Below are 16675 nucleotides of genomic sequence, written 5' to 3' on the forward strand. Positions count from 1 at the left end.
CGTTCAAACCCTCACGTGCGTTGCGCGTAATTCGTTTCGACCCACTTGCGGTAATCGCCCGACGCGACTTCGTCCACCCATGCCTGGTTGTCGAGATACCAGCGCACGGTCTTCGCGAGCCCCGTCTCGAAGGTTTCGGCAGGCTTCCAGCCGAGCTCGCGCTCGAGCTTGCGCGCATCGATCGCATAGCGGCGGTCGTGACCCGGGCGGTCCGTCACGTACGTGATCAGATCGCGGTACGAGCCCGTTGGCTTCGGCCGCGCCGCGTCGAGCAGATCACAGAGCGTATGCACGACGTCGAGGTTCTTCTTCTCGTTCCAGCCGCCGATGTTGTACGTCTCGCCCGGCACGCCGCGCGCGAGCACTTCGCGGATCGCGCTGCAGTGGTCGCCCACGTACAGCCAGTCGCGCACGTTCTGGCCGTCGCCGTAGACCGGCAACGGCTTGCCCGCGAGTGCATTCGCGATCATCAGCGGAATCAGTTTCTCGGGGAACTGGTACGGGCCGTAGTTGTTCGAGCAGTTCGTCGTGAGCGTCGGCAGGCCGTAGGTATGGTGATACGCACGCACCAGGTGATCGGAGCCGGCCTTCGTCGCCGAATAGGGGCTGTTCGGCGCGTACGGCGTCGTCTCCGAGAATTGCGGATCGGTCGCGGACAGCGACCCGAACACCTCGTCGGTCGACACGTGCAGGAAGCGGAACGCCGCCTTGTCGGCATCGTTCAGGCCGTTCCAGTGCGAGCGGGCCGCTTCGAGCAGCGTAAACGTGCCGACGACGTTGGTCTGCACGAAGTCGGCCGGCCCGTGAATCGAACGGTCGACGTGGCTTTCGGCCGCGAAGTGGATCACCGCGCGCGGCTTGTGCTCGGCAAACAGCGCATCGAGTGCCGCGCGATCGCAGATGTCGACACGAGCGAACACATGACCCGGATTCCCGTCCAGCGGTGCCAGCGTACGCACGTTGCCCGCATAGGTCAGCTTGTCGACGTTGAGCACGGCCTCGTCGGACGCGCCCATCCAGTCGAGTACAAAATTGGCACCGATAAAACCCGCGCCGCCGGTAACCAGGATCATGAAGCTTCCTCTAGTAATAATGTGCGGTGTGCCTGGCAGGCGCTCATCGCACTTCTTGTCATGTCACAGTGGCCAAGTCTCGACCGATCAGGCCCGGCATTTTAACCGGTCGCCATGACCGGCAAAGCGACGAGATGTTAATTTCGGAGGGAAAATGCCAATTATAGGAATCCGGCCGACACCAACTCCATGCCGCTAACAACTTGATACAGCGACCGGGCCCCTTGCGCGGCGGCTCATCGGCGGTCCGGCGCCCGGCCCGATGCGGAACAATGGTTGCGCCGCACCGGTGTCCGGCGGCCTTTCTCCCTTTTTACCCTGATTCGTCACGATCCGACCCTCATGCATTCGACCCCCATCGCCATCGGCGACATCCAGGGCTGTCATTCCGCTTTCCAGTCGCTGGTCGACAAGCTTTCAGTTCCTGCCGACACACCGCTGTGGATCGCCGGCGACGTCGTCAACCGCGGCCCGGACTCCCTCGCCGCGCTGCGTGCGCTCGTCGACCTCGGCCCGCGCGCGACCGTCGTGCTCGGCAATCACGACCTCCACCTGCTCGCGGTCTCCGCCGGCCTGCGCACCGAACGGCCGGGCGACACCATCGGCGAGATCCTCGACGCGCCCGACGCCGATGCGCTGCTCGACTGGGTTCGCCACCGCCCGTTCGTGCACGCCGAGAACGGGATGCTGCTCGTGCATGCGGGCGTGCTGCCGCAATGGGACGCGACGCTCGCGCTCGAACTCGCCGACGAACTCCAGCGCGCGCTACGCGCGCCCGACTGGCGCGACACGCTGCAGAAGCTGTACGGCAACGAGCCGAATCAATGGAGCCCGGATCTGAAGAAGCGCGACCGGATGCGCGTCGCGTTCAACGCGTTCACGCGCGTGCGCTTTTGCACGCCCGACGGTGTGATGGAATTCAAGGCAAACGGCGGCCCCGACAGCGCGCCGCCCGGCTACCTGCCGTGGTTCGACGTACCGGGGCGCCGCACGGAAGACGTGACGGTCGTGTTCGGGCACTGGGCCGCGCTCGGCCTGATGCTGCGCGAGAACGTGGTCGCGCTCGATTCGGGGTGTGTGTGGGGGAATCAGCTATCGGCCGTGCGGCTGACGGCCGATCCGGCGCAGCGCACGGTCACGCAGGTGCAGTGTGAAGCGTGCCGCGCGCCGGGCGGAGAGTGACGACAGACTGATTCGCGGGGCCGGGAGTGAGTCAGCCCCGGCGCGTCAGCCCTCGCGCCCCGGCACGGGCGCATCGGCCGCCCCGTCGCCCGCCGCACCGGCGCCGAGTTCGGTCGCCGGATACGCGTGCCTGGCCAGCTCCGCGAGCGACTCGGCGGTCGGCTTGCCGACGTTCGCCTGCAGCGTCGCCAGCGCGGCCGCGATCGCTTCGCGCGCCGCCGCGGACGTCGTCCGCCGATCACCGCCCGGCGCGATCGGTTCGCACACGTACAGGTGCGCGACGAGCGGGCCGCCGCGCAACACCATGTCGAGCGACTTGCCGAGCGACAGCTCGCCCGTGTAGGCCGGCGCGACCGACTGCCGCCGCTGCGCGTCCTCGTACATCAGGCAGATCGGCTGCACCGCGCAGCCGGCCGACACCGCGGCCTGGAACAGGTTCGCATGGAACGGCAGCAGTTCCTGTCCGTCGGTCGTCGTCCCCTCCGGAAACACGCACATCAGCCCGCCGTTGCGCAGGCGCTCGGCCATCTCGTGCATGATCCGCATCGCCTCGGTTCGCTTCTCGCGCTGCAGGAACACGGTGTCGAGCTTCTCGGCGAGCCAGCCGACGACCGGCCACTGCCGCACCTCGGCCTTCGACACGAACGGCGTCGGCCGCCACGCGTTGATCGCGTAGATGTCGAGCCACGACACGTGATTGCCGACCACGAGCGCGCTCGCGTCGAGCCGCGCACCGTCGTTATGGACAACGACGCGCATCCCGCAGATACGCAGCATCTTGAGCGACCAGCGGCGCGTCATCTCGGCGCGGCGCGCGGGCGTGACGTGCGAAAAACGCAGCGCGACGATCGCCATGCCGCGCAACAGGTGAAAGACGAGACGCAGCTTGCGAAGGGCGGTCATGGCGAGGGTCCGGCGTGGGTCAGTGGCGCTCGAACGCAATCTGCCCGGCGACGAGCGTCGTGCACACGCAGGCAGGCAGTTCGTAACCGAGGAACGGCGAGTTGTGGCCCTGGCTCTTCAGCGCACGCGGCTCGACGCGCCAGTGCGCGCGCGGATCGAACACGCACAGGTCGGCCGCGCCGCCTTCGGCCAGGCGGCCGGCCGGCAGCTTCAGCACGTCGGCCGGTGCGGACGTGATGCGGCGCAGCGCCTGCGCGAGCGGCGTGCGCGTCTCGTCCGCCCACTTCAGCGTCAGCGACAGCAGCAGCTCGAGCCCCGTCGCGCCCGGCGTCGCTTCGCCGAACGGCAGCAGCTTCTCGTCGTCGTCGACGGGCGTGTGGTCGGAGCAGATCGCATCGATCGTGCCGTCGGCGAGCGCCACGCGGATCGCTTCGCGGTCGCGCTCGCTGCGCAGCGGCGGGTCGAGCCGGAACTGCGAATCGAAGTAGCCGATGTCGACGTCGATCAGGTGCAGATGGTTCACACCGACGTCGCAGGTAACGGGCAGCCCTTCGGCCTTCGCCTCACGCACGAGCGCGAGGCCGGCCGCCGACGACAGCCGCGCGAGGTGCACGCGCGCGCCCGTCACGCGCATCAGTTCGAAGATCGTGTGCAGCGCGATCGTCTCGGCCGCGACCGGCACGCCGGACAGCCCGAGCCGCGACGCAAGCGCACCGCTCGCGGCGACGCCGCCGCGGCCGATGAACGCGTCGAGCGGGCGCAGCCACGTGGTGTAGTCATAGGTGCTCGCGTACTGCAGCGCGCGCAGCAGTACCTGCGTGTCGCGCACCGGCACGTTGGCATGCGTGAAACCGACGCAGCCGGACTCGGTCAGCGCGACCATCTCGGTGATCACCTCACCCTTGAGACCGACCGTCAGCGCACCGAGCGGATGCACGTTCGCCTGGTGCAGGTTGCGCGCGCGGTACTTGAGCATTTCGACGAGGCCCGGCTCGTCGAGCACGGGATCGGTGTCGGGCGGGCACACGAGGGTCGTGACGCCGCCCGCGACGGCCGCAGCCATCTCGGACGCGAGCGTCGCCTTGTGCTCGTAGCCGGGCTCGCGCAGCCGCGCGCACAGGTCGACGAGACCGGGCGCGACGATCAGGCCCGATGCGTCGATGGTCTTCGCGGCGTTGAAATCGGCCGGCGCCGCCGTGCCAGCCTCGGCGATCGCGGCGATCTTGCCCGCCGCGACGAATACGTCGGCCTGCCGCTCGGTGCCGGCGACCGGGTCGATCAGCGTGCCGCCTTTGATATGAATCTTCATGCGCTGTCTGTGAATGCGTTGATTGCGTGAAAAGGATGCGCGAAAGCGGGCTCAGTCATTGTTGCCGGCGACGATGCCCATCACCGCCATCCGCACGGCGATGCCGAACGTGACCTGGTTGAGGATCACCGACTGCGGACCGTCGGCGACCTGCGAGTCGATCTCGACGCCGCGGTTCATCGGGCCCGGGTGCATCACGATCGCATCGGGCGCGGCGAGCGCGAGGCGCTCGGGCGTCAGGCCCCAGGTCTTGAAGTATTCCTGCGCGGACGGCAGCAGCGCGCCGCTCATCCGCTCGTTCTGCAGGCGCAGCATGATGATCACGTCGACGCCCTTCAGCCCTTCGTCGAGGTTGTGGAACACCTTCACGCCCATCTGCTCGAGGCCGCCCGGCAGCAGCGTGCGCGGGCCGATCGCACGCACTTCCGGCACGCCGAGCGTGGTGAGCGCATGGATGTCGGAGCGCGCGACGCGCGAATGGAGGATGTCGCCGACGATCGCCACGCGCAGCTTCGTGAAGTCGCGCTTGTAGTGACGGATCGTGTACATGTCGAGCAGGCCCTGCGTCGGGTGCGCATGACGGCCGTCGCCGGCGTTGATCACGTGCACGTGCGGCGCACAGTGCTCGGCGATCAGGTACGGCGCGCCGCTCGACGCGTGGCGCACGACGAACAGGTCGGCGTGCATCGCCGACAGGTTGTTGATCGTGTCGAGCAGCGATTCGCCCTTGCTCGTCGACGACGCATTGATGTTCAGGTTCAGCACGTCGGCCGACAGGCGCGTCGCGGCAATCTCGAAGGTCGTGCGCGTGCGCGTGGAGTTCTCGAAGAACAGGTTGAAGACGGACTTGCCGCGCAGCAGCGGCACCTTCTTCACTTCACGGTCCGTCACGCTGACGAACTGCTCGGCCGTATCGAGGATGTGATTGACGATCGAGCGCGGCAGGCCCTCGATCGACAGCAGATGCTTCAGCTCGCCGTTTTTCGTGAGCTGCGGGTTGCCCTTCAGGAAACCGTAGCGGAATCGGTCGGGGCTCGCGGCCGCGGCGGGATTGCCGGTGCGGCCAGTGGTGTCGGTGGTCATGGTGTGCGTGATTCCAACTATGCAAACGGGCCGCGGTGCAAACCAGCGGCCCGGGATACGGTTTCGCGTGCCGATCAGGCGCCGTGCGCCTCGACGCGCAGCGTGAACTGCGCGGCATCGTCGCGCGCGAGCACGAGCGTCGCGCCGGCCGGCACGTCGAGCGCGCCGCCCGCGAAACGCGCGGCGACCGGCAGCTCGCGGCCGCCGCGATCGGCGAGCACCGCGAGCTCGACCGCGGCCGGACGGCCATAGTCGAACAGCTCGTTGAGCGCCGCGCGCACGGTGCGCCCGGTGTACAGCACGTCGTCGACGAGCACGATGCGCGCGCCGTCGATCTCGAACGGCAGCGACGTCGGGCTGGCCTGGCTGTGCAGGCCCTTCTTCGCGTAGTCGTCGCGATGCAGCGCGACGTTCACGACGCCGAACGCCGGTGCGCCGAGATCGCGCGCGAGACGTTCGGCGAGCCACGCGCCGCCGCTGTAAATGCCGGCGAGGCGCGGGCCGCCCGGTTCGGCGAAAGCCGTACCGTACGCGGCGCGAATCTGGTCGAGCAGGACGCGGTAAAGCGCCTCGGCATCAATGGTGCTCATGGTCGGACAATTGATCGAGATACTGTTGAAGGATGACGCGTGCGGCCTCGGCATCGAGCATCTCGGCCCGGGCGCGGCCGCGCACGTTGCGCTCGCGCAGGCCGGCCTCGGCCTCGACCGACGAATAGCGCTCGTCGACCCACGTGACGGGCAGCCCGAAACGGCCGTTCAGCTGGTTGCCGAAGCGCTTCGCCTGCTGCGTCATGTCGTGCGGCGTGCCGTCCGGATGCATCGGCAGGCCGACGACGAGCGCGTCCGGCCGCCATTCGGCCAGCAGGTCGCCGACCGCCTTGAAGCGGTGTTCGCGGTTCAGGTTCTGGATCACGAGAAGCGCGCGGGCCGAGCGCGTCAGCGCATTGCCGATCGCGACGCCGATACGCTTTTCGCCGTAGTCGAACGCCATGAGCGTCGCATCGCGCGCGCTCGCGCCACTCATGCGTGCCCTGCTTCGCCGGACAGCATCGACGAGCTGACGCCGAGCAGGCCGAGTGCGGCTTCGAAGCGCTCTTCAGCCGGCGTGTCGAACACGATGCGCGGATCGGCGGCGACCGTCAGCCAGCCGTTGCGGGAAATTTCTTCCTCGAGCTGCCCTGCGCCCCAGCCCGCATGGCCGAGCGTCAGCAGGAAGCGCTTCGGGCCGGTGCCCGTCGCGACCGCTTCGAGCACGTCCTTCGACGTCGTCATCTCCAGCCCGCCTTCGACGGACATCGACGAGTTGTAGCTCGCGCCTTCCACCGGCTCGTGCAGCACGAAACCGCGCTCGGTCTGGACCGGGCCGCCGAAGTACACGGGAATGTGCAGCAACGGCTCGATGTCGAGCTTCAGGTCGATGCGGTTGAACAGCGATTCGAGGTCGATGTCGGTGGGACGATTGATGACGAGGCCGAGCGCACCGCGCTCGCTGTGATCGCAAAGATAGACCACCGTTCCCGAAAACGTCGGATCCGCCATGTTCGGCATGGCGATCAGGAACTGGTTGGTGAGATTGATGCGATCGGAAGGCTTTGACATGGTTTGAATTTTAGCAAAGACGCCGCGACCTGACCGGGCCGCGATCAACAAGCAACGCCGCGCCACGCTGGCAACGGCGCGCGCGGATCACACGGCACTCTAACACGCGCGCGGGCGCTGTCGGCAGCGTGTTGCAGGCCCGCGCGGCAAGGGCCGCCGCCATGTGTCCGTCCCCTTGTTCGTCAGGTCCGGCCGAGCGCCGCGCCAAGCGCCGCGGACGCCGCGGTGAGGTCGGGCGGCGCGACGCCGGCCGCGATCTTGAGCAGCGCCGCGCGCAACATGTCGGACGCGTGACGGTGCGCATCGAGGCCGCCGTCCGCGAGCGGCACGCCGTGCGCCGCGCGGCGCCACGCCAGGCCGAGCGTATCGGCCAGCAGCGCCGCGTGGCCGAGCCCTAGCGCGCACGCGGCCGTGCCGACCCGGTAGGCGGCGCCGGACGCGTGCCACGCGGCACCCGCGTCGGCGGCGGCCGGATCGACCGCGAGATCGACCATCGACGCATCGGCCGTCTGCAGGAAATCCTCATAGGCATGCGCATTGACGGTCACGACGCCGAGCGTGCGGGTCGGCGCGGCGACCACCGCATCGTGCTCGGCCCGCGCGGCATCGGCCTCCCACAGCGCTTCGGACGCGGGCGTGCCGGCGACGTGCCAGTCGACCGTCAGCCCGTAGTCGTGCAACACGTCGACGAGCGCGACATCCTCGGCCGCGGCGCCGAACAGCGCGAAATCGCGCCACAACAGCGCAACCGCCTCGCACACGAGTTCGGGCGGCGCACTGCGCCGGCCCTGCGCATGCTCGCCGAGCAGCAGGTTCGTCCGCGCGAGAAAGCGCTTCAGTTCGGGCGCGCCGCTTGCACGCAGCGCGCGCAGGCACGCGGTCGCGAGCCGCCAGAAATCGTACGGCCCGTCGTCGGTGAGCGCCGCCAGCATCGCCTCGAGTTCGTCGAGCGCCGCATCGGGCGCGCCGTGCTGCGCGCGCAGCACGCCGAGCAGCGCCTGCTCGTAGCGGGCGCGTATCCGGGTCGCGAACGCATCGGGCAGCGCCCGCAGCGTCGCTGGCGGCACCGCGCGGCCGACGAGCGCGAGCGCGTCGAGCGGCACGCTCGCGCGCAAGTCGGCGGCGCTTTGCGCACGCAACGCACGGAAATGCTCGAAGAGAACGGGCGAGCACGCGAGCTCGCGCAGGTTGTGGCGCCCGACGGCCGCGCGAAAATCGCGCAGCGCGGCACGCCAGCCGGCCGAAGTCGGCTCGGTGGCGACGAGCGCCGCTGCGGCCGACAGTTGCCCCGCGAAACGCGCGGCCGGCAGCCAGCCGGCTTCCGCCAGCACGGCCGCGGCAGCGGACAGCGGCGTGGTTGCGTCGTCGCGACGCTCGAATGCGTCGGCGGCCGTCGCAAGCCACGCGTCGGCCGCGCGCACCGCCCCGCCACGCGGGTTGGGCAGTGCGTCAGGTTGGGGAACGTTCGCCGGATCGGCCGTCATGGACACGCGCGCCTGTCATCGTCGAGTCGCTCGCGCGAACCTCGGCGCGCGAGCGCCGGGCCGATGCGAGGCCTGAGCGGTGTGTCCGTGGGCCAAGGGTCCGGTCAGATCTGGACCATCTCGAAGTCTTCCTTGCGGGCGCCGCATTCGGGACACGTCCAGTTGATCGGGACGTCTTCCCAGCGCGTGCCCGGGGCAATGCCCTCTTCCGGCAGCCCGGCTTCTTCGTCGTAAATCCAGCCACAAATCAGGCACATCCAGCTCTTGTATTCCATCTTAAGCCGCGTCGGGAAAGTCGGTAAATTCGGGAGCCATGATGGTACCGTGTCGGGGCCGGACTGCCTAGCAATCGCGCTGGAGTACGGCAACTACGTTGCGCTGCGCTAAAAAATCCGTCGTGCAGGCCGGATTACGCCGCATAATGGCTGAAAAGTGCGGCCTGCCGGGCAACACAGGGCCGAAAAAGCCCATTTCGCCTCGCCGTCCGCATACCCGTCGCTTTCCCGTTTTTCTCTTGCCCCATTTTTACATGTCCAGCAACGCCCCTCCGATCGTCCTCACCTTCGGCCTGTCCGATCCCACCGGCGGCTCCGGCCTCCAAGCCGATCTGATGACCCTGGCGAGCATGGGCTGTCACGGCGTGTCCGTCCTGACGGGCTACACCGTGCGCGACTCGGCCGCCTGCGACGAAGTGACCGGCCTCGATCCCGACGTCGTCGCCGCCCAGGCGCGCATGCTGCTCGAGGACATGCCGGTCGCCGCGTTCAAGATCGGCGCGGCGACGCGCGCGGAAGTCGTGAGCGCGATTGCCGAGGTCGTCGCCGACTACGACGGCGTGCCGCTCGTGCTCGCGCCGGACTTCACGCTCGACGACGAACACGTGCTGGCAGCCGACGACCTGCGCGAATCGATCGCCGACCTGCTGGCGCCGCAGACGACGCTGCTGGTCGCCGACTACGCGACGCTGATCGCGCTCGCGCAGCCGGACGGCGATGCCGAGGCGCCGAATCTCGACGCGGCCGTGTCGCACCTGCTGTCGCAGGGTTGCGAGTACATCCTGTCGTCCGAAATGGGCTCGCACCGGCTCGTCAACACGCTGTACGGCGAGGAAGGCCAGCTCCGCGAGGACATGTGGGATCGCTCGCCGCACCGGCTGATGGGCATCACCGACACGCTTGGCGCGGCCATCGCGGCGCTGCTCGCGAACGGCCAGGAGCCGCCCGAGGCGGTCCGCGAGGCGCAGGAGTACCTGTACCAGGCCGTGCGCGACGCGTTCCGGCCCGGCATGGGTGCACATATGCCCGACCGGTTCTTCTGGGCGCGCAGCAACGAAGACTCGGACACGCCGCCGGCCACGAAGGTCGACCCGGTGCCGAGGACGTCGCACCGGCATTGAAGCGCGCGCGGCGGGCCTGAACGCCGGCCCGCGCGTGCAGCGAATCCCGCGCGCAAATAAAAAAAGACCCGCATCGCTGCGGGTCTTTTCTTTTGGCTGGAACGCGCATCGCTGCGCGTTCCGGACACCATCGACCGAAGTCGATTACATGTCCATGCCCATGCCGCCCATGCCGCCCGGCATGCCGCCAGCCATCGGTGCATCTTCCTTCGGCAGTTCTGCAACAGCTGCGTCCGTCGTCAGCAGCAGGCCTGCAACCGACGCTGCGTTCTGCAGTGCGGTACGCGTGACCTTGGTCGGGTCGACGACGCCGGCTTCGACCATGTCGACGTACTCGCCCGTCGCTGCGTTGTAGCCGTAGTTGCCGCTGCCTGCAGCAACTGCCGCCACCACGACGCTGGCTTCTTCGCCGCCGTTCGTGACGATCTGGCGCAGCGGCTCTTCCATGGCGCGCAGCACGATCTTGATGCCGGCGTTCTGGTCAGCGTTCAGGCCGGTCAGGCCTGCGATCGCGGTGCGAGCGCGGATCAGCGCAACGCCGCCGCCTGCCACGATGCCTTCTTCCACAGCTGCGCGCGTTGCGTGCAGTGCGTCTTCGACACGTGCCTTCTTTTCCTTCATTTCGACTTCGGTCGCAGCACCGACCTTGATCACTGCCACGCCGCCGGCCAGCTTGGCCACGCGCTCTTGCAGCTTTTCACGGTCGTAGTCCGACGTCGCTTCTTCGATTTGCGCGCGCACTTGCTTCACGCGTGCTTCGATGTTCACGGCTTCGCCTGCGCCGTCGATGATCGTCGTGTTTTCCTTGCCCACTTCGATACGCTTCGCCTGGCCCAGTTCTGCCAGCGTTGCCTTCTCGAGCGTCAGGCCGGTTTCTTCCGCGACGACTTGACCGCCGGTCAGGATCGCGATGTCTTCCAGCATCGCCTTGCGACGATCGCCGAAGCCCGGTGCCTTGACCGCAACGGTCTTCAGGATGCCACGGATGTTGTTGACGACCAGCGTTGCGAGCGCTTCGCCTTCGACGTCTTCAGCGATGATCAGCAGCGGACGGCCAGCCTTCGCGACTTGCTCGAGTACCGGCAGCAGATCACGGATGTTCGACACCTTCTTGTCGTGCAGCAGCACGAACGGGTTGTCGAGGACGGCGACTTGCTTGTCCGGGTTGTTGATGAAGTACGGCGACAGGTAGCCGCGGTCGAATTGCATGCCTTCGACGACGTCGAGTTCGTCGGCCAGCGACTTGCCGTCTTCGACGGTGATCACGCCTTCCTTGCCGACCTTGTCCATCGCTTCAGCGATGCGATCGCCGATCGACGAATCGCTGTTCGCCGAGATCGAGCCGACCTGTGCGATTTCCTTGTTCGTCGTGCACGGCTTGCTGATCTTCTTCAGCTCTTCGACAGCCGCTGCGACTGCCTTGTCGATGCCGCGCTTCAGGTCCATCGGGTTCATGCCCGATGCGACGTACTTCATGCCTTCGCGAACGATCGATTGCGCGAGGACGGTTGCCGTCGTCGTGCCGTCGCCTGCGTTGTCGCTGGTCTTGGAAGCGACTTCCTTGACCATTTGCGCGCCCATGTTCTGGAGCTTGTCCTTCAGCTCGATTTCCTTCGCGACCGACACACCGTCCTTGGTGACCGTCGGGCCGCCGAAGCTGCGCTCGAGCACCACGTTGCGGCCCTTCGGACCCAGCGTGACCTTGACTGCGTTGGCGAGAATGTTCACGCCTTCGACCATCTTCGAACGGGCGGAATCGCCGAATACGACGTCTTTAGCTGCCATCTTCTAACTCCTTGAATTCTTGGGAATATGTACCGTCGGAGGACGCTTAGTTAGCGTTGACCACGGCCATGATGTCTTCTTCGCGCATGACCAGCAGTTCCTGGCCGTCGACCTTCACGGTCTGGCCTGCGTACTTGCCGAACAGGACGCGATCGCCGACCTTCACGTCGAGCGCGATCTGTGCACCCTTGTCGTCACGCTTGCCCGGGCCGACCGCGAGGATCTCGCCTTGATCCGGCTTTTCAGCAGCGGCTTCGGGGATCACGATGCCCGACGCGGTCTTGGTTTCCTGATCCAGGCGCTTGACGATCACGCGATCGTGCAAAGGACGAAGGTTCATATTCACTCCTCTCTTGACTGAGATTGAAGAACGCTTAGGGAAGCTGCCCGGCAAATCGCCCGGCAGAGAATTGTTAGCACTCTCGTGCAGCGAGTGCTAATTATATGGACGGGTTTTGACAAATTCAAGAAGGGGATCCGGAGGATTTTTCCGGGAAGCGAGGTGCGCTCGGTGCTGAGCTTCGTTCGCTTGAGATTGGGCTTGAGGGGACGTGGGAAAGGCGGGATCCACGGGAATATATTGTGCAAAAACAATATCTTAGCAAAAACCACGAGCGACGGCGGCGGTATCCGGGAGGATAGCAAGAGTCGCCTGTTCGGTCCGTCGCGCTGGCTATGCAGCACCGGCCGCGACACCTCGGGGATTCCCGTACATCCCGAGCGAGCCCGGCCGGAATAAATGGGGTGCAAACATATGATCGCGATCAACGCGCAGGCAGTTCGTCACGACGCCCTCGCCTCAGGATCGGAGCAGTTTGTCGCTTCGCCGCCTCGCAGCCGACGCTTGACGGGCAGTCGTGAACGCCCGATCGACCACACATCGGCCAGAAGGACGAAGGTCCTCTCCCGAGCGAGGTCGGCCGGTTGCCTGTGAGAAAGCAACCGGCCCCGAAGCCGCCTGTTGGCGCAATGGTCAAAATGCACTGCCGTGCGAGAGCCCGCACCCGACCGGTCGTGACATCCGGCGCCTCGAACCGATCGCTCACCAACCCGCCCGAATCTTGGTGCCGCGCAGGATCCGGACGATCTGTTGGTCGACCGCCACCCATCGAATTCGTCTTGTCGCAGGGTCAGGTCGCAGGGATCTCGCTCGCCAAATCACCACGAGGAACACCTTAGATCACTTTCAGTTTACAAACCCCATTAACCGGGCGAATCACTTGGCATATTTAAAGCAGCGCGGAAGCGACACCCTCAGTCATCGAACCTCGCGCGACCTGACCACGGACCATGAAATTCTCCGCCATCGAGAAATCGTCAACCATATCGAGCCGATAGCCGTGCGTATACACAGCGCTCAATTGAAAGCCGTTTTCCGGGCGAAGCGCCAATTTCTGACGAAGTCGATAGATGTGCGTGTCAAGGCTTCGCGACGTGCCATCCAGTGTCCGCCCCCATGCCAACGTCGACAAGGAATCTCGGGAGACTACGTTTCCAAGATTATTGAACAGGCAACTCGCCAAGGAAAATTCCTTCGCAGTCAAATCGATGTTTTTGCCGTGCAGCGTTATCGTGCGCATAAGCGGATTCACAACGTACGCCCCAACCTCGACTCTATTATCGGCTTTTTTATTTCGGCCGCTTCGACGCAGCAGCGCATTGATCCGAGCCATCAACTCGATCTCACGAAAGGGCTTGCCGATGTACTCGTCGGCCCCGGCATCCAGCGCAGCGGCAATATCTGCCTCAAGCGTTCTCGCCGCCAGAAATAAAACGACGGGCGCGTCTCCAAGATTGGCCCGAATCCAGTGCAACAAATTCAGACCACTGGCGTCCGGGATTCGCCAGTCAAGCACCACGAGCTCCACCACGTTCTTTCTCAGAAACTGAACGGCTCGCGCACTATCGCACGCCACCGAAATTTCCCGGTTCGACCCTCGCAGCGCCTTTTCAAATGCTGACGCCTGACCCGGATCTCCTTCCACTAACAGGATACTCATAACACCCCCAGCCTTCATCGACACGATTAATTTTAAAACCACTCCAATCGATCGCCCGAACGTACAAACACAAATATAATATTTTTAACCACTACCGAGCGATTGAAACCTTACTCACTCAAACTTCAACATCAACATCAACTTCAACTCAACTCAACTCACAACGGACCGACTCGATCCGATACAACACTACCCGAGCGGATACCTGCACATTTTTTCGTGCATTCCCATATCGATAAAAATAAATTCGACGCCCTTTATTTCAAACAGCACGTGCTCGGCGACGAGCGTGGAAGTCTTGCTGCACCCATCGAAGTTCTCCATGGGCAGATAGCGGGTCTTTTCGCCCCCATTTCGCGCGTGATGCCGACTTTGCTTGCCGACCATTCATCCGAAGCCCCGCGGCTGCAATCACGCAGGTGAACACCCGTTCGCGAATGTTGTATGCAATTCCAGTGAAGCCGCACTCACCGAGCCAGCAGATCATCACGAGCGTGCCACGCACTCTGGCACCGATATCAGCGACGCGCATGTCGACCTCGGTAGCGATCAGCGAATTGGGCAGAGCTATCGGTGTCCGGCACGACGCCGCCGTATCTTCGGCCCAACTCGTTCATTAAGTATGCCACTCAGATGTTACTGACATATCAGTAGGATATCGAGACGCTTGACAGAGGTCAAAGCGGGTAAACCCGCTCGCCAGCATTGACCCCTTTACAGCGTGTTGAAAACGAGGGGTGACCGCGCTAATATGTTAGTAATATTTTCTGCTGGATCACCGGACACATGAACGGACTAACGGGTACCACCCTTGCCGAACAGGCTCACCAGAAACTCGAAGAACTGATCGTGACGCTCGAGCTTGCGCCCGGCAGTGTCTGGTCGGAGGCATCCCTCGCGGAGAAGCTCAATACGGGGAGAACGCCGGTTCGCGAGGCCGCACAACGACTGGCTGCGTCGCATCTGCTTCAGATCGTGCCGCGTCACGGCATCATGATCACTGTCCCGAACATTCATGATCAGTTGCTCGTGCTCGAAACACGCCGTGAACTCGAGCGCCTCATCGCACGGCGCGCTGCACGGCGTGCATCGCCCGAGGAGCGCGAGCAGATCCGCGACGTCGTTGAAAAACTCGACGCGGCAGGCGAATCACAAAACGTTGTCGACTACTTGAGAAGCCTATATGCGGCCAATCAGCTTATCGCTCAGTGTTCGCGAAATCGGTTCGCTGCCGAGGCTATCGCACCGTTATATGCGTTGTCCCGGCGCTTTTACTTCATGTATCACAAACGGTTGAATAATTTGCCGTCGGCAAGTCTGCAGCACGTGAGAGTTGCGCGTGCAGTAGCTGATGGTGACGAGCAGGAAGCCGAACTCGCATCAGACATGATGATGGACTACATTGATGCATTTACGCGGGACTGCTTTACTCTTGATTTTGAACCGTATCACTCGCGAGCTGCGGTCTGATATGCCTTCGATGAATTGAGCACACCCGCAACCAGGTATATATCGCGCAAGCTCAATCGCGCACGTAGCGATGTCGGCGAAACACCGTCGATCTCGAACAGACATTGTGGAATTACCGTCGACGTCGAGCAGCAGCACCGAGCAAGACGTCGACAACCACTCGTCATTCAACACAGAATTCCGCGCCGTTCAATCAACCCGCCTACCTGCTCCTCCCGGATGGGCTCGGATATGTAATATCCCTGGCAATCAATTTGCGTCATTTCGCTCAACCACTCGAACTGAGCCTTGGTTTCGACGCCTTCGATCACAACACGCTTCTTCAAGCGGCGCCCGAGCTCGACGAGCGTTTCCACCATGGCCCTCGATTCGATATTTTCGTGGATATCGCACATGAAGGAGCGATCCAGCTTGAGCGTATCTACTGCCAGGCGATGCAATTTGGTCAGCGACCAACACCCTGAACCGAAGTCATCGATTGCAACACTCACCCCCATGTTCCGGATCGAAGCTATGGCAGTTGCGAGCGTCTCGATTGGGCCCGGGTCAATGGATTCCGTGAGTTCGATTTGAAGATTCCCGGCACGAACCGCACAGGAATCGAGAATCGAGGACAGTCTTTTTTCCGCTCCCGGCCGCGTAATTTCACGGGCAGGCAAATTGACAGACAGCGACAAGCCACCATATCCGAGAGCAGCCCAACTGGCGAGCACCCGCGCAGATTCCATCATGACGTAATCAGTGAACTGGCTCGTCAGATATGAATCTTCGACAAGATCAATGAATACCGATGGCATCAACACACCATGTTCCGGATGATGCCATCGTATCAACGACTCGAACCCGGACAGCAATCCGGCCTCAAGGCGGAGCTTGGGCTGATACACGAAAAAGAATTCTTTCCGAGCCAGCCCAAGCTCCGCATCGTCGACAAGATCACCATAGTTGCGATGCACTGCCGTACTGTCCAAAGCGATCTCCAATGCACGCACGTCAGATTCTCCGGTGCCTGCTGACACAGCCTTACGGTCGCCCGGGCTTGCTGTTGCCCGGGCTCTCCGTCAGTCAGTGCATGAACACGCGACTACTTCCACTGATACAGCATGCCGGCACCGATCACCCGCTGGCCGCCGCTGAAACCGCCGTTGATCGACGCCTTCAGGTTGTCGGTGATGCGCGCCTGCATGTTGACCGCCATCGCCTTCTGGCCGAGGAAGGTCGACGTACCGACCCCCATGCCGAAGTTGGCGTCGCGATCGAGCTGCGGGATCGACGCCATCGCGCCGACGGCCGCGATACCCTGCTTCGCCATCTGGTCGGTCTGCTGCAATTGCGAACCCAGCGAGTTGATCTGCGCCTGCTGGCCCGACAGCGCCGTCGACAGCGTCG

General features: G+C 64.4%; 18 protein-coding genes. 4 read left to right on the forward strand and 14 right to left on the reverse strand.

The features are described 5' to 3' along the window. Positions 1 to 11 precede the first annotated feature (11 nt). Entirely contained in the window at positions 12 to 1073 is a 1062-nt protein-coding gene (gene rfbB, locus VL15_RS35910) for a dTDP-glucose 4,6-dehydratase (RefSeq protein WP_048251526.1), read from the reverse strand. 342 nt (positions 1074 to 1415) lie between these two features. Here rfbB and VL15_RS35915 point away from each other — a divergent pair, with 342 nt between their 5' ends. Then, entirely contained in the window at positions 1416 to 2255 is an 840-nt protein-coding gene (locus VL15_RS35915; protein ID WP_048251527.1) for a symmetrical bis(5'-nucleosyl)-tetraphosphatase, read from the forward strand. 45 nt (positions 2256 to 2300) lie between these two features. Here the strand turns inward: VL15_RS35915 and VL15_RS35920 are convergent, their stop codons facing one another. The 8 genes from VL15_RS35920 to VL15_RS35955 form a co-directional block, all read right to left on the reverse strand. Next, positions 2301 to 3158 (reverse strand): lysophospholipid acyltransferase family protein, encoded by an 858-nt coding sequence (locus VL15_RS35920; protein ID WP_048251528.1) that lies wholly within the window; start codon positions 3156 to 3158, stop codon positions 2301 to 2303. A gap of 19 nt (positions 3159 to 3177) precedes the next feature. Then, on the reverse strand, positions 3178 to 4467 hold the full coding sequence (locus VL15_RS35925; protein WP_048251529.1) for a dihydroorotase: 1290 nt from the start codon (positions 4465 to 4467) through the stop codon (positions 3178 to 3180). Between the two features lie 51 nt (positions 4468 to 4518). Then, positions 4519 to 5550, reverse strand: coding sequence for an aspartate carbamoyltransferase catalytic subunit (locus tag VL15_RS35930; protein ID WP_027807413.1), 1032 nt, complete (start codon positions 5548 to 5550; stop codon positions 4519 to 4521). A 74-nt stretch (positions 5551 to 5624) separates the two neighbouring features. Next, positions 5625 to 6140 carry a bifunctional pyr operon transcriptional regulator/uracil phosphoribosyltransferase PyrR gene (pyrR, locus tag VL15_RS35935; protein ID WP_048251530.1) on the reverse strand — a complete coding sequence of 172 codons (516 nt, stop codon included), beginning with the start codon at positions 6138 to 6140 and terminating at the stop codon, positions 5625 to 5627. Further along, positions 6127 to 6576 (reverse strand): Holliday junction resolvase RuvX, encoded by a 450-nt coding sequence (gene ruvX, locus VL15_RS35940; protein WP_048251531.1) that lies wholly within the window; start codon positions 6574 to 6576, stop codon positions 6127 to 6129. The genes pyrR and ruvX overlap by 14 nt, the downstream gene beginning before the upstream one ends. Then, positions 6573 to 7151, reverse strand: a complete 579-nt coding sequence (locus VL15_RS35945) for a YqgE/AlgH family protein (protein ID WP_011351143.1) — start codon at positions 7149 to 7151, stop codon at positions 6573 to 6575. The genes ruvX and VL15_RS35945 overlap by 4 nt, the downstream gene beginning before the upstream one ends. Before the next feature lie 182 nt (positions 7152 to 7333). Then, on the reverse strand, positions 7334 to 8635 hold the full coding sequence (locus VL15_RS35950) for a hypothetical protein (protein WP_048251532.1): 1302 nt from the start codon (positions 8633 to 8635) through the stop codon (positions 7334 to 7336). Positions 8636 to 8739: 104 nt separating this feature from the next. Next, positions 8740 to 8910: a rubredoxin gene (locus tag VL15_RS35955; protein ID WP_004186709.1), complete on the reverse strand. Its 171-nt coding sequence runs from the start codon at positions 8908 to 8910 to the stop codon at positions 8740 to 8742. Between the two features lie 254 nt (positions 8911 to 9164). Between VL15_RS35955 and VL15_RS35960 the strand changes: the two genes are divergently transcribed. Then, a complete protein-coding gene (locus VL15_RS35960) occupies positions 9165 to 10031 on the forward strand; it encodes a hydroxymethylpyrimidine/phosphomethylpyrimidine kinase (protein WP_048251533.1) in 867 nt (288 codons plus the stop codon). A gap of 144 nt (positions 10032 to 10175) precedes the next feature. On the opposite strand, the gene groL is transcribed toward VL15_RS35960, so the two are convergent. The 3 genes from groL to VL15_RS35975 all read right to left on the reverse strand — a co-directional run bounded on the left by groL (position 10176) and on the right by VL15_RS35975 (position 13816). Next, positions 10176 to 11816 (reverse strand): chaperonin GroEL, encoded by a 1641-nt coding sequence (groL, locus tag VL15_RS35965; protein WP_048251534.1) that lies wholly within the window; start codon positions 11814 to 11816, stop codon positions 10176 to 10178. Positions 11817 to 11862: 46 nt separating this feature from the next. Beyond that, on the reverse strand, positions 11863 to 12156 hold the full coding sequence (gene groES / locus VL15_RS35970; RefSeq protein WP_048251535.1) for a co-chaperone GroES: 294 nt from the start codon (positions 12154 to 12156) through the stop codon (positions 11863 to 11865). Positions 12157 to 13045: 889 nt separating this feature from the next. Continuing rightward, positions 13046 to 13816, reverse strand: a complete 771-nt coding sequence (locus tag VL15_RS35975; protein WP_048251548.1) for a response regulator transcription factor — start codon at positions 13814 to 13816, stop codon at positions 13046 to 13048. A 219-nt stretch (positions 13817 to 14035) separates the two neighbouring features. On the opposite strand from VL15_RS35975, the gene VL15_RS42355 reads away from it, so the two are divergent. Together VL15_RS42355 and VL15_RS35980 are read left to right on the forward strand one after the other, a co-directional pair. Further along, complete coding sequence (locus tag VL15_RS42355; RefSeq protein WP_155420368.1) at positions 14036 to 14239, forward strand: hypothetical protein; 204 nt, start codon at positions 14036 to 14038, stop codon at positions 14237 to 14239. A gap of 363 nt (positions 14240 to 14602) precedes the next feature. After that, complete coding sequence (locus tag VL15_RS35980) at positions 14603 to 15286, forward strand: GntR family transcriptional regulator (RefSeq protein ID WP_048251536.1); 684 nt, start codon at positions 14603 to 14605, stop codon at positions 15284 to 15286. Between the two features lie 167 nt (positions 15287 to 15453). On the opposite strand, the gene VL15_RS35985 is transcribed toward VL15_RS35980, so the two are convergent. Together VL15_RS35985 and VL15_RS35990 are read right to left on the reverse strand one after the other, a co-directional pair. Then, the gene (locus tag VL15_RS35985; protein ID WP_196319665.1) at positions 15454 to 16278 is read right to left on the reverse strand and encodes an EAL domain-containing protein; all 825 of its coding nucleotides are present in this window, start codon (positions 16276 to 16278) and stop codon (positions 15454 to 15456) included. A 92-nt stretch (positions 16279 to 16370) separates the two neighbouring features. Further along, positions 16371 to 16675: YadA C-terminal domain-containing protein (locus VL15_RS35990; RefSeq protein ID WP_048251537.1), on the reverse strand; the 305-nt coding region annotated here is incomplete at its 5' end.

It is taken from the genome of Burkholderia cepacia, assembly GCF_001039005.1.
GTDB lineage: Bacteria > Pseudomonadota > Gammaproteobacteria > Burkholderiales > Burkholderiaceae > Burkholderia > Burkholderia theae.